We start from the raw sequence: 14,627 nt of genomic DNA, 5'->3' as shown, positions 1-14,627 counted from the left end.
TTGAGGTTGCCGTTCGGATGCTCGGTGAGTGAAAATGTCTGGCCCGGCAGCAGGGCTGCGCTGTTGGACTTGCCACTGCCGCTGACCGCGTCATTGCGCAGCGCATCGAGCCGGTGCTGGGCAAACGCCTTGCCACTGCCGTCCTGCTTGTAGCGGCCCGGATAGTCAAAATGCTGGTAAGTGTCGCGCTGGTGCTCGAGCTCAGCCCCCATTTTCTTCTGGGAGAGACCATAAGCCGGGGTTTTAAAGCTGTAGTCTTTGAGCTCTACATCCGAGGGGCGCACCGATTCGCGGTAGTGGAACTGGCGGACATAGGCACCCTGTTCCAGCGAACGGTTACCGAGGTTAAAAAACAGCTCTGGGCCTTGGGTCAGCGCAGCCGCATCGTCGGCAAACACGATGCGATGTTTGCCTGCTTCAAATTCGTGGAAGTAGAACAGCCCCTCTTCGGCGGCGAGGCGGTTCAAGAAATCGAGGTCGGTCTCGCGGTACTGAACGCAATATTCGCGCTGGGCATGCTCGTTTTTCAGGGCAAAGGCGTAGTCGGTGATGCCGTGCTCTTGCAGCAAAATGGAGAGGATTTCGTCAGGCTTCTGTGCCTGAAAGATACGGGAGTTCTGGCGCAATCCCAATCGCCACAGGGCCGGTTTGACTTGCAGCTGATAGCGGGTGCGGCGAAAGCCGCTGTCCCCTTGCGCAAAGTCGCTCACTACCCCGCATACCCGGCGCTGCAGCTCGCCGTTGTACCACACCATCAGCTCACAGGGCTGGTCAAGCACGGCGCCAACGTCGACGTCAGGCTCCGGGCTCGCCAATTCCAATCGCAACTGGAACGGCCCGTTCAACGCCTCTTCCAGCGCAAACTCGGCCACCACAAAGGTGGTCTCGGGCAGCGCCCCCACCTTGACTGTAAATTGTAATCCTGTGCTGTCTGCCATCGGTGAGCGCCCCTGAGATGTCATGCGGCCCCGCACAATCGGGAGCCATTCAAACTGTGTGAGAGATCCGTCATCGCCCCGGCGTTTCTGACACCATGGCTACCGCACGCCCTTGACGGCGTGCGGCAAGACGTGAACTCGTCTTTTTTCTTGTGCCCGCTTACGCAGAGCCAACAGGCATAAGAAAAAATCGCCGGGATGGAAAAGTGAATAGCAAGCGCGTCAAACACGCAGATGGCAAAAAGGGCACCGCAAGCAGTGCCCTTGTGTATCCCGTTATGCTTCGATAGGGGCGCGCCAGTCGTCAGCACCAGAGGTACCGGCAACGGTGTGCTCCCAGTCAATCTTGCGGTAAGCCAGAGAGACCTGGATAAGCTGGGTGAAGTCGGATTTCGCCGGGTCTTGGCAGTGCGGCATCTGGCAGTCGATGTCAACGATGGTGGCATCGGTCAGCACGGTAGAGAAGAAGTGCTCCTGCTTGCCCTCAACAGAGGTGCGGTACCACTTCAGGGTCACTTTCGGCAGCATTTCGCCGGAAGCCAGGGAGTTGTACATCAGCGGCACAGCTTTGTTCAGCGCAACGGTGAACTTGAACGGCTTGTGGACACGCTGACCAGCAGGCTGACCGGATTGCGGGTCAGTCGGCACGGTGACAACGTGCTGGAACTCTTGTACCAGCATCTCGTCTTCGTGACCTTGTACGAAGATGTTACCGACGGAGTCGGAGGTGAAGGCACCGGCAGTGATGTTGCCCTGGGTTTTACCTTCGATGCTGATATAACATGGAGTTGGCATGGGTATGCTCCTAAATAGGTTGGTTAAATGAGCTAGCACTCGACCAACCCCTTAGCAGTGACCGTGCCAAAATTTTTTTAACATATAAAACATGCACTTAATGTCACACCGCGTGTTGCCCCCGTCTACAGACGCGCAATTAGTTGCTCAATCAGAGCATGCAACTGCAAAAAGTTGCGCTTTTGGCATTTATAGCCAAATGTGGCGCAACTTATTGCTCAAGGCAGAGCTTAAAGCTAAAAAATGCCGCTCTTTTCTGAATTACCCCTAGTTCCCTAGACACCTTACAGCCGAGTGGTTTCCCAAATCGATGCAGCTGAATGGAACTAACTGAGGGCGCGGTGATCTGATCACCACCATTCCCTTCAAGTCTGCATCATGGGCAAGTCGCTTCACCCCATCACCAACTGGCATCAATACAACAAGTCTCTGATTGACCGTGGCTCTCTCACCTTCTGGGTTGATGCAGATGCCATGGACAACTGGTTTCACCAAGACCATTACGGGCGACGGGGACGTAGCCAGCGCTACACCGACCAGACCATCTGCACCTTTCTGATGCTCAAGGGGATTTTAAGCCTCACTCTGCGAGCGACCCAGAGGCTACTCGACGCCTTGTTCGCGTTGATGAATGTGCCGCTGTGTGCGCCGGACTATCTCTGTGTCAGCAAGCGGGCCAGCACGGTGAAGGTGGCGTATCGGCAGCCATCTAAAGCGAAGGTTACCGACCTGGTTATCGACTCAACTGGCCTGAAAGTATTTGGCAAAGGCGAGTGGCAAGTCAGAAAACACGCCGCTGAAAAGCGCCGGGTGTAACGGTCACTTGGGGCTGGGGAAGCTGCATTCTTACGGCTGATTTGGGAAACAACGCCGATCAGGTCTAATCGCTATGTTTTCAGTTAGTTCCATTCAAACCGTATCGATTTGGTAAACAGCGCCGATTAGCTCATAAACGAAGCCTTTTTCATGTCTATTTCAATTAGTTGCTGCTAAAGTTCTTGTGTATGAGCCATGACTTGGCAATATTGGCTTGGACGAATTAACCGACATGCTTTTGAGAAGGACTAACTTGGCTTTATATGAAACTGTAACATATTATTAGGCTGCCTCAGTGTTAATTTTAAGGTGAATTTATGATTGAAAAAGATGAGTTGCTAAAACCTTATTCCCTTGATGTTGCTAGTACGCTAACAGCGTTGAACGCTACCGAAAATGGCTTGGAAAGTAATGAAGCACAACGGCGACTAAATTTATATGGCCAAAATAAGCTCCCAGAGCCGGAGGGCAAGTCAGCTTTTGTTCGCTTCATTAGCCATTTCAAAGATATGCTGGTCTATGTCCTCCTTGCAGCAGCAATCGCAACCGCATTTCTAGGACACTGGGTTGATACTTGGGTAATTGTCGGGGTCGTCGTCCTTAACGCGATTGTCAGTTTCGTACAGGAAGGGAAAGCAGAGACTGCCTTAGCCGGGATCCGTAATATGCTCTCCTCTCGTGCTCAGGTGCTACGAGACCATAAATGGGATGAAATTAATGCTGATGAGTTGGTGGTTGGCGACATTGTAAGATTGAAATCTGGCGATAGAGTCCCTGCCGACCTCCGCTTAATGGAAGCCACAGGGCTGCGGATAGAAGAGTCGGCACTGACAGGTGAATCGGTACCCGCAGATAAGGGGACTGCGGCGATGGCCACAGACTCTCCGCTTGGTGATCGCTCCTGTATGGCCTATTCAGGCTCAATGGTTTCTGCTGGACGCGGTGTTGGAGTCGTTACGGCAATAGGTGCTTTAACTGAGATTGGTCAAATCAGTCGAATGATCACTGAAGTCGAGACTCTGGATACTCCGTTAACAAAACAGATGGATCGTTTTAGTAAATCCTTGGCATGGGTTGTCCTATCCATGCTGGCGCTAATGCTGATTATTGGTGTGCTGTTCCATGGCCAAGGGATAGCAGAGGTTTTTATGGCTGCAATTGGCTTTGCTGTGGCAGCCATTCCAGAAGGTCTACCCACTATTCTGACCATTACCCTTGCTATAGGTGTTCAGCGTATGGCTCGGCGTAATGCCATCACCCGTAAACTAACCGCTGTCGAAACGCTTGGTGCAATTACTGTTATCTGTTCAGACAAAACCGGTACCTTGACGCGCAATGAAATGACAGCACAGAAAGTGCTCACCCGGTGTGGACAATATGATGTGAGTGGGGATGGATACCAACCGATAGGCGATATATCTATCGCTGATAAGAAAGTAGTTATATCCAATGCCCCATGTTTATCTGCACTGCTAGAAGTGGTGTCTGTTGCCAATGATACTCATGTGATAATGGAGAACGATGAGTGGCGAATCGTAGGTGAACCAACTGAGGCTGCTCTGCGTGTTCTTGGCAATAAAGCATCTTTTGATGCTACTGGCTACGTTCGCCTGGCCGCTATTCCATTTGAATCATCAAACAAATTTATGGCAACCTTAAACGATACGCCGTCTGGTGAACGGAAAATTCTCTTGAAAGGGGCACCGGACCGTCTAATCGAACGCTGTAAAACAGAGCTGAATGCAAATGGAGCAACTGAGGTGATCAACGCCTCATACTGGCATCAGCAAGTTGAAATGTTGGGACGCCAAGGGTTGCGTGTACTCGCTGCCGCTACATGTGTGGTGCCTTCCAGTAAAAGTACATTAGAGTTGAGTGACCTTGAACAAGAAATGGTTTTTGTCGGTTTGATCGGTATTGTTGATCCACCGAGGCCTGAAGCAATAGCTGCCATCTCAGAATGCCATAAAGCCGGGATTCGGGTAAAAATGATTACTGGAGACCATGCAGATACCGCTAAGGCAATAGGTATTGAGATGGGCATTGGTAATGCCGAGACGATAAAGGTGGTGACTGGTGATCAGCTTGAGGTCGCAAGTGACGAGGAGTTACAACAACTGGCGGGCAATTGTGATATCTTTGCCAGAACCAGCCCAGAGCATAAGCTTCGCCTTGTAATGGCTCTGCAAGCTCGGGGGGAGGTTGTTGCCATGACGGGGGATGGCGTGAATGATGCTCCAGCGCTAAAGCGCGCCGACGTGGGTATCGCTATGGGCATTAAGGGAACTGAAGCCACAAAAGATGCCGCCGATATAGTACTCGCCGATGATAACTTCTCTTCTATTGAAAAAGCGATTGAAGAAGGAAGAACCATTTACGATAACATTCAAAAATCCTTGCTTTTTATTCTGCCAACCAATGGTGCGCAAGGTTTTGTAATGCTCTTTTCAGTTCTGCTTGGATTGACACTTCCTTTGACTCCTGTGCAGATTTTATGGGTGAATATGGTAGTAGCAGTCACTCTGGCACTTGCACTGGCATTTGAGCCCAGTGAGCCTAATTTGATGAGTCGCCCTCCACGTAAACCAGGAACATCAATTATAAGTGCGCCTTTCCTGTTGCGTGTGGCTATAGTATCTACGCTGATCGGCGTTTTAACTATGAGTCTATTTGCATTTGAACTGGCCTCTGGATCATCCGATGCTATCGCTAAAACCATGGCACTCAATGCTCTCGTATTGGCACAAACGTTCTATCTGTTTAATAGTCGGTATATCGAAGTTTCCAGCCTAAGCCTTACTCGACTCCTTAGCAATAAGATTGCTTGGTTAATGGTTGGTACTTTACTATTACTGCAACTCGCCTATGTCTATTTACCGATGATGAACAGATGGTTTGGCAGCACCCCATTAAGCATGACTCAATGGGGTATTTGTATCCTTTTCGGCTTCATTGTTTTCCTCATCGTTGAACTTGAAAAGTACATATTTAGAAAGTCCAGAAAGGCGTAATGTAGTACTACGATAATAGAAGGGGCGATCAAGTTGGTCGCCCTTTCTGGTATACCGGCCGTCGCCACCTATTGATACAAGAACTAGGGAAGGTGCGAACAAGTCTTTGGTGTGAGATCATATCCCTACTTGATATCAGGGATGAGGTTCAGCATGAGTCACCAACTCACTTTCGCGGATAGCGAGTTCCATGCTAAACGCCGCAAAACCCGCAAAGAGATATTCTTGACCCGCATGGACGCTTTACTCCCATTGGCCAGAATGCTCGGTCTCATCGAACCTATCTACTCCAAAGCGGGCAGCGGTCGTCGTCCCTATCCACTCGACATCATGCTCCGCATTCACTGCATGCAGAAGTGGTATAAACCTCAGTGACGGCGCCATGGAAGACGCACTCTACGAGATTGCCTCGATGCGTCTGTTTGCCAAACTCTCCCTGGACCAGGCCACCCCTGACGCACTACCGTCATGAACTTCCGCCATCTGTTGGAGCAGCACCAACTGGCACGCCAACTCTTTGACGCCGTCAACCCGTGGCTCTGTGAGGCTGGCATCTTATGAAGCAAGGCTCGCTGGTCGATGCCACCATCATCGAGGCCCCAGCTCGTAATCGTTCGCCGGCAGGGACAATCCGGTACCGGATAGTAAGACTCAATACAGAGGCGGGCATCGTGTGGATAGCATTCCCGCCGCTGCCTCTTGTGGCCGGGCTGGGCACCGCGTTTTTTACCGGAAGCCTGACGCGGCCGGGCAGGTGGCGTGCTGTCTCTTTTTTCCTGTCAATCCACTCTCGGTGAACGGTTACGTCAAGAGCCCCCCCCCAAAAACACCAATTAACCCCATGTCAGGGTGGATCACTTTTAAATCGCGTGTATGGAGATGGTATTCACCTGACAGTTGCCCACAAAAGGGAGTGGTCATACGGCTTCAAACCGGATAACAAAACGGTACCCCTACCGTGTTATCTGGAGTCACAGTATGACCACCAACGAGAAAGTAGCACGTCGCAAACTCAGCCTGCTAGCGCTCGCCAAAGAGCTCAATAACGTCAGCAAAACCTGCAAGCTCATCGACTACAGCCGTCAGCAGTTCTACGAAATTCGCCGTCATTACCAGACCTATGGCGCCGAGGGCTTGCTCGACAAATTGCCCGGCTGTAAAGGGGCTCATCCCAACCGGGTTGCGCCCGAGATTGAGCAGGTCATCCTCGATTACTCCCTCACCAGACCAACCCATGGCCGCTGCGGGTCACCCAAGAACTGGCTCTGTAAGGCATCAATGTCAGTGCGGGTGGTGTGCGTGGTGTGTGGCAACGTCACGACTTGCTCTCCAAACACGACCGTTTGTTTGTTCAAGAAGGGTCTGAAATTGATACCGAAGAAAGTGCGCACTAAAGTAGCGTAAACAAGACACCGGTTTGAGGCCGGTGTCAGGTGATAACTAGATCTGCACAGCAAGGGAAATCATTGCCTGCTGGCTTATTTAGGAAAAAACCCCATCTCAACTTATTTAAGCAGCACGAATAAAGGTACGTTACTCATGCTTTTTCTCTACATTTAAATCCAACCAAGAATAGATACCAGACTGTACTCGCTGATACTCTTCCTGTATCTGACGTAACGCACTCAACATACACCACGTCAGCCTTGGGGAATGTTTCCACTCGCTACAGCATTGAGCTAATGTTTCAGCACCTATAATTTTAGATGCATCTTCCAGTCTGTTTAAACACATCAAGAAAACTTGATAGTCTCTTGTACTACATGCTAGTTCAAGATTTTTTATATCATCATTTGATGCCTGTATAAAAGCAGCAAGCAGGCTTCTCATAAGATCAACATCACCTGATGTTACCCCCTCCAAAACATGCTGAATCATAGATGCCATCTCAGCAGGAGATATATCATCAATCATAATGCTGTGTGTACTAATACACATTTTTAACTGATCAATGCTTATCGGTTTAAATAAGCAATCATCCATGCCGGCCTGAATCGCATTCTCAATCTGAATTTGTCGAGCATCTGCTGTCAGACCTATAATGATAGTACGATTATTTTTTTTGTTTTTTTCTTGCTCCCTATAAGTTTTAGTGAACTCTAAACCATCCATTTCCGGCATATTGAAATCTGTAATAATTATGTGGAAATTTTTTTTATCCAGCTTGCTTAATGCTTCACGCCCAGATAATGCGGTATCAACTTCATGACCAAGATATTGCAATTGCTGACTAACCAAGATGCAATTGACAGGGTGATCATCAACAACCAATATTTTATATTTGAGATCTTTGTGCTCCTCGACATGAACAATTTGCTCGCATTCGGTCATGACTGAATTGGGTAGCACCTCCAATAATGGTAGCCGCAATAAAGCGGTAACAGTAGTGCCTACACCAAGCTTACTCTCGAGAGTTAAATTCCCCCCCATTATTTGACACAAGATACGGCTAATAAAAAGGCCTAATCCAGTACCAGACCGTTTCATATCTGCTGGTTGATTTCCTTGAATAAATGGTTCAAATAGCTTGCTTATATCCTCTTGGCTGATCCCGATCCCATCATCGCTAACTTGAATGTAAACTTCACACAAGCTTTCGGCTGACTTCAATGATATTGTTAGCTCAACGTCTCCTGAGCGAGAGAATTTAATAGCATTGCTAAGTAGGTTTGAAATTATTTGTTTATAACGTGTAGGATCAACCATCACCATCGCATCATCATTCAAGCTTAAATTTAGAGCTAATCCTTTGTGATGGGCACTAGCACTAAATACATTAACAACTGCGGTTGTCAATTCAGATATATGATGAGGTGAAGGAGTTATTTCTAGCCTTCCAGACTCTATCTTCGATATGTCAAGTATGTCACCGATCAGAGCCAACAGATCTTTAGCTGACTGATATGCGATAACAATAGATTCGTGATCTTTACCATTTAAGTTATTTTTACGTAATGTCAACTCTAGCATACCAATAATGGCGCTCATTGGAGTGCGAATTTCATGGCTCATGGTTGCCAAGAAGGTTGATTTCGCTTTATTTGCCTCGCTGGCATTATTACTTACCTCAGTCAGCTGAGAGAGCAGCGCCACCCGCTCACTTATATCAATCCAACCACCAACACATCCTTGCTGCCTTCCAATAGAATCTCTATAAGGGTGGGTCCAATAGTAAATATCCATATTCCCATGTGGTAATTTAAGACACAGATCACTACCTCTAGGCTGACCATCATTTAAAGTTTGAAAAACAATATCACCCGCTTCATACATGTAACTGTTTCGTTCTGCAAATACAGATAAATTAGACCCAATTATCTCTGACTTTTCCATTTTAAAAAAGCTAGCGTAGCTATCGTTACATAATGTATGTGAACCCGTCATATCTAGTGCATAAATAGGATGAGGGGTGCTCTCAATAAGCTCTTCAATAAATTTAAGCTGAGAATCAAGTGCGGTTTCAATTTTTTTCCTTTTATTTATTTGACGCCGCAGAATGGCCACCCAAATTACAGATAGTAGCAATACAAAAAAAGCAACCAATATAAAAGACTTAAATTTAAATAAAAAATCCAGGGCGGTTATCACTTCATTTTTAGAATTGACACGCCAACTCGTAGCTAATATATCCATCTCATCAGGAGGTATAGACATTAATGCTTTATCAATAATAGAAATCAAACTATTTTGTGATGGTTTTGCCGCAAAGGATAGCGCCACAGGTTTTGATTCAAAGGCATCCCCTGATATAATAAGACTATCTGGGTATTTAGTATCGATTAGAAAACGCGCAGTCCTAAGAGGCAAGATGACAACGTCACACAATTCATTAGCAACACAGTCAAGCGCACCATTGATCTGACTGAATGAGATGCTCCGCTCTAGCTGGAAAGACTGGTCAATTAATATGGTTGATATAAAACCATTTACGGTCGCCACACGGCCAAGTCGGACAAGGGAGTATGGATCTATACCATTATTTTTTTTATGAATAACATAAACCAACGGACCAAAAATAAATGGAGTCGTAAAGGCATAACTCATGCGCCTCTCCTCTGTCGGTGACATAATCATTAAATCTGCTGCACCACTATTCACAGCAGCTATTTGGTCTATTGTATTTTTAACTGGTAGCATCGTGAATCTAACACCTAGTTTAGATTCAAAAAAATGAAGTAAGTCTATCACCAAACCATGAAAACTCCCATGTATATCAATATAACTGAATGGGGGCAAATTCGTCTGCACTGCAATGGTAATATTTTTATGATCATGAATCCATTGCCATTCATCTGGATTTAATTGTACCTGTCCAGACTGAAGAGATAGCCCGCCACCGCTCCAACGTTTAACAATACTATTACGATGTTCCTTTGATACGGCAACCAAGGAAGCATTAAGAATGTCTCTTAGAAAGAGATCATCTTTGTCAACACCAAAAGAAAAACCTCCAGTGTGGACATCAATGGGGTGCCCCAACTTAATGATGTCAGAATAAAAATTATTAACGATAAAATTTCCAGAGACCATATCAATTAATGCCGCATCTGATTTTCCATATGCCACGGATGCAATAGCGGCTTTTCTTGAAGGATAAACATTTATCCTGGTTCGCGGCATATATTTAATCACTTCTGAAAATGGCAAATAAGATTCAACTATTGCAACCGTTTTTATATTGTCATCATTTGCATCAAATCGCTCATATATTCCAGGGTCATCTGTAATATATGGCGTAGTCAATATTAACCCCTCATCTATGTCATAGCTATTTGCTTCTCCAATAAAATCCGCCTTACCACTCTTTACGGCTTGTACTGCGGCCTCATAGGACGAAAATTCTTTTCCTATAATTTCAACCCCCAAGCTATGAGCAATAATTCCAATAACATCTGCAGTCACCCCTTCGTAAACTCCCGGGCTACGCATAAAACTCATTGGTTTATTATCTAATTGTGGTATTGCAAGCACCAATCGTTTACGCCCTTGTAACCACTTCTTTTGCTCTTCAGTAAACGATGGTGGCAGTTTATTATAATCGAAAGGGGATTCTCGCGAAAAAATAGTCTTTACATCAAGATTATTTTCATTTATTTCCATTGAGTAACACGGCATTACAAACAAAAAAAGCATTACGAATATATTAATTTTCATATGACGGCCCAAAAATTATATTATTTTATAAGTATTAATAGTGTCAATTATAGCCTAAAATAAAACTCTTGCACTTTTATAAAAACTCGACACACTCTACGTCACATCAGTCCATTTATCACCCTCCATATAAGTAGCTTTAACATGCGTGTAGGTATAGTGCATAATACAACTATAGCAAGAAGCTAACTTTACACTATATAATTACTGTATAATGTAATTTATATCACAATGTAAAATAGCGCTATAATGTAACAAACGGACGTCCTCAATACGTAGAAGCATAGAAAACAAAAAATAGAGCAGTGAAATAAGTGGTGGGGCTTGAGCAGTGGAAGTTCTGGGGGGATATAAGGTTTTCACGCGCCAAGTTCATATGCTGGCATATAACTATATGTCACTATGACTACACACTATCTGGATGATAGATTTTTCCCCTTAGGATAAACTTCAATGCTTAGAATAAATATATTACTCTAAATTTTCATTTCATATTTTTATCACTGCACGTCTTTATAGACTTGGTTGATGATATTTACTAAGGCCCTTTACTTAAAAACCAAGACTTAATAACAACATTCTATTTCTATGGTTATCTATGCACTAATAATAGACTAGTTTATTTTAAGCCTATGCTTTTCGGCCTCTTTAAATAAGCTAGCTGCATGTTGTTTTTCAATTGAGGAAATCAATTCTTCTGAAGGGCAGTGCATGAGCTCATTTCGCATTTTATTTATATCTTCACCGATAAAACTTTCTCGATTCAGCAGAAAAATGGCATACATATTCTGATACACAGTATAGCCATTTAGCTCTTTTAATCGCATACCGACTTGCCATAACGTCGAACCTTTTGGGTCTATGACACACAGCCCATTCTGATAAATAATCCGAGGAGCCCCCCCTATCTGTGTGGGGGGACAAGCAATACTGGCGAGAGAAAGCGTTAACGTCACGTCATCTATACGATAGAATAATGAGTCTGTCACATCAAACTCATCACAGGGAAGATGGACTCGTAATTGATGTTCCCCAACACGAGAAAAACGTTCTAATTTTATTAGGATCCCATCAGCCTGCAGGTAAAGCTGCCCCTGTCCCATGGGGGCAATGAGATTGGTTAATAGCAGCTGTGACGCATCATCATATTTAATAATAGAGAAATGCGTTGTACTAGCCAAAACGCTCTGGGTTAGCACACACAATATTAGTCCAGATATTTTCATATCAACCATTATGATAAGCTCACGTTTACTCATTCATCACTATATGTTTACTTTGTTTTTTAATGTTGTCAAAAGCAAGGTTAAATGCTGTATATTTTTATCTCTGTTCAATACATTTTCGATCTTACGACACAATTCAACAATCTCTACGTCATTAATCATCAAGTAAGCCCCCTTAATACGGTGAACAGATGATGCCAACAATATGAGTTTGGCAGAGTTTAAGTATTCAAATGCCATATCGAGGTCTTTATTTGTCGTTTCTTTAATGATTTTTAATACAATATGGTTATTTTTAACCCTTTCCGTTGAAGTAAACTGCATACATTCAAGACAAGTCGATAACATCGTTCTTAATTCTTGGATATCAATCGGTTTTGATATAAGCTTATCCATACATGAAGCTAGTTCATTTAATTTTATTTCTGAGCAATCAGATGGGACAACCCCAATAATGATACGTTGAGCTAAACCTGCCAGGTTATTTTGATTACGAATAAGTGTTGTAAACTTTATTCCATCTATACCAAGCATTTGGCAATCCATAATCACAACATCTATTGGCTCCTGATGCAAAAGCACCACCGCCTGTTCAACTGAATTAGCTTGTAATACAGAAAAACCCATTACTATCAGTTGATGATTTAGTAAAATCAAACTCACAGGATGATCATCAACCACTAGGATTTTCATAGCTAACCACTCCCATGGTATAGATTATATAAATATAATAACGAAAAAACTAAATATTCTCTCGTCTGGCAACATCATATAGCTCTACCAATGTCGTTATATTAAGTTTTTCGAACAATCTCGTTTTATAAGTGCTCACCGTCTTTGGACTCAAGCTGAGCTCACTGGCTATTTGTCCATTACTTTGGCCTTTAGCTAACTTACGAAATACCACGAATTCACGTTCTGAAAGATTATCGAGCAATGTTGCTGTATTATTTTGGCTGAGAACCCGTTCTGTAAAATAAATATATCCTGACATTACCAAATTTATTATTTGGGGTAATTTTTCCAGCGACTCCGATTTGTGCACGTAGCCACTTCCGCCCAAACTTCGTACTTGTGCAGCCAGTAGGTCATTATCCGTTGCAGATAACACGATTACTTTACTTAATGTCTGATTGTGCCGTAGACGCTGAAGCAATGTGATACCATCCATTCTAGGTAAATCCAGATCCAGCACGACTACATCCGGTTGCAATTCACGAATTTGCTTTAATGCATCCTCTCCAGTTGCGCACTGAGCGACCACCGCTATACCATTAGCTTCTAGAGTCAAGCATAGTGCGAAAAGAATGGCAGGATGATCATCGACAATGATGCAGCGAAGTTGTTCATTCATATTAAATTCCTATTATCCAATAACCCAATCTAACTACTTTACAACCACAACCACATATCAATAACTGACCAGTCAAAAGTATGTTAAACCTGAGCATTACCCTTCAATAAGGCACGTATGGATCTTTTTTGGTGTTCTTACCTATTAGTATAGATTAGTATGAATGTCATCTCTTTACACATCACCTATTTAACGGTATGAAATACCAACAATCGTTGCAAACTCTAGCATACCGGGTCTGACCTCATCACTCGTTCGACTTAACAATGCTGAAAATGATGTTGTACGGGTCTGCGTTGCAGTAATACTGCCCAAGTTGATTTCATCCGTTCGAGCGGTCGTCCCAACCGGGATAAAAGTAATTGGAGCCTTTCCTGATGTCTGTAGTTTGAGTTCATACCCTTTGGCCGTCCCCTTGTTTGGCAAGGCGTTTTTAGTCGCGGCTTGTGCATCCGGATCGCTAAACCGAGCAAATGCAGTTACGGTGCCGCCACACTGTGAAATCGTCACATTGAACGTTGTAGACTGCTCAACATCGGTTGACAACGCGACATTATTAGGGACGTTTAATGTGCAGCCATAACTGTCAACTGTGATCGTCATGGCGGGTATATACAGACTCACGATTGGACTTTTATCTGCTGAATTCGACACCAACTCACTCTGCATCTCTCCTATTTTTGCTCTTGCTACCTGGTAAGTGCCTGGCTGGAAAGGGCCAGTAGCGTACAACCTCAGACGACTATTAAGTCCAACATGGCTGCCGTATGTAACCAAACGCTGATTTGCCGAACTCAAACTCACCCATTGGGCATTACGATCTGGATCCTTTACATCCAATCTTTATAAAGCGCTATAGCCAGATACGAGTCCACCAAGTACATTTGTCCGCTTTGCATAATAGTTTCGATTACCATCGCTACACTGAAACAACGTTGCTATAGCTCGCACCGTTGTTGTATTTGTTAGTACTGGAGTACTACTTGCATGCTCAGGGCGTTGTAGTTTTGGTGGATTACCCGCAGACATATCCCAAGTGCTTTGTACAACACTGGTACAAGCCGCCTGTGATTGAGTAAAAAACAAACACAATGACGCTATAAAAACATTCAACTTTAACATTTTTAACACCAAACTCCTATGAGTTGCATAGAACCGAGTCCTTTTGCACAGCATCTACTTAGATGCTTACTTAATCCGTAAGAGTTTTCATTAGCACCACCAAACTATTTACAATAAAAATTCAGGGTTGTGTGGTGATTTGACATAAATATCTAACGGCAAAGTAGGGTGGCTTCCACATCGTTCCCTTCTGGATTTGACCCCATAGATC

8 protein-coding genes and 3 pseudogenes are annotated in these 14,627 nt (G+C 44.5%); 4 read left to right on the top strand and 7 right to left on the bottom strand.

Annotation, left to right across the window (positions count from 1 at the left end):
• Both tssI and hcp1 read right to left on the bottom strand, forming a co-directional pair.
• Nucleotides 1-938, bottom strand: a 938-nt coding sequence (gene tssI / locus BN1129_RS01875; RefSeq protein WP_042034124.1) for a type VI secretion system tip protein TssI/VgrG, incomplete at its 3' end; no start/stop codon positions are given.
• Between the two features lie 276 nt (nt 939-1,214).
• A complete protein-coding gene (gene hcp1, locus BN1129_RS01870; protein ID WP_010634822.1) occupies nt 1,215-1,733 on the bottom strand; it encodes a type VI secretion system effector Hcp1 in 519 nt (172 codons plus the stop codon).
• Nucleotides 1,734-2,111: 378 nt separating this feature from the next.
• On the opposite strand from hcp1, the pseudogene BN1129_RS01865 reads away from it, so the two are divergent.
• The 4 genes and pseudogenes from BN1129_RS01865 to BN1129_RS01850 form a co-directional block, all read left to right on the top strand.
• Nucleotides 2,112-2,546, top strand: a pseudogene (locus BN1129_RS01865) (IS5 family transposase); the annotation flags it as partial.
• Between the two features lie 320 nt (nt 2,547-2,866).
• Nucleotides 2,867-5,560 carry a cation-transporting P-type ATPase gene (locus tag BN1129_RS01860; RefSeq protein ID WP_042034120.1) on the top strand — a complete coding sequence of 898 codons (2,694 nt, stop codon included), beginning with the start codon at nt 2,867-2,869 and terminating at the stop codon, nt 5,558-5,560.
• Between the two features lie 153 nt (nt 5,561-5,713).
• Nucleotides 5,714-6,177, top strand: a pseudogene (locus tag BN1129_RS01855) (IS5 family transposase); the annotation flags it as partial.
• Nucleotides 6,178-6,538: 361 nt separating this feature from the next.
• Nucleotides 6,539-6,906, top strand: a pseudogene (locus BN1129_RS01850) (helix-turn-helix domain-containing protein); the annotation flags it as partial.
• A gap of 187 nt (nt 6,907-7,093) precedes the next feature.
• Here the strand turns inward: BN1129_RS01850 and BN1129_RS01845 are convergent.
• The 5 genes from BN1129_RS01845 to BN1129_RS23010 form a co-directional block, all read right to left on the bottom strand.
• Entirely contained in the window at nt 7,094-10,714 is a 3,621-nt protein-coding gene (locus tag BN1129_RS01845) for an ATP-binding protein (protein ID WP_084204529.1), read from the bottom strand.
• 614 nt (nt 10,715-11,328) lie between these two features.
• Nucleotides 11,329-11,973, bottom strand: coding sequence for a LysM peptidoglycan-binding domain-containing protein (locus BN1129_RS21745; RefSeq protein WP_157013228.1), 645 nt, complete (start codon nt 11,971-11,973; stop codon nt 11,329-11,331).
• Between the two features lie 6 nt (nt 11,974-11,979).
• A complete protein-coding gene (locus tag BN1129_RS01835) occupies nt 11,980-12,633 on the bottom strand; it encodes a response regulator (RefSeq protein ID WP_042034119.1) in 654 nt (217 codons plus the stop codon).
• Between the two features lie 49 nt (nt 12,634-12,682).
• Entirely contained in the window at nt 12,683-13,294 is a 612-nt protein-coding gene (locus BN1129_RS01830; RefSeq protein ID WP_042034118.1) for a response regulator transcription factor, read from the bottom strand.
• A 189-nt stretch (nt 13,295-13,483) separates the two neighbouring features.
• Nucleotides 13,484-13,963 carry a hypothetical protein gene (locus BN1129_RS23010; protein WP_157013227.1) on the bottom strand — a complete coding sequence of 160 codons (480 nt, stop codon included), beginning with the start codon at nt 13,961-13,963 and terminating at the stop codon, nt 13,484-13,486.
• Nucleotides 13,964-14,627: the final 664 nt, after the last annotated feature.

The sequence above is a fragment of the Aeromonas popoffii genome, from assembly GCF_000820025.1.
GTDB classification, from domain to species: Bacteria; Pseudomonadota; Gammaproteobacteria; order Enterobacterales; family Aeromonadaceae; genus Aeromonas; species Aeromonas popoffii.
This window is presented reverse-complemented; position numbering and strand designations above follow the sequence as displayed.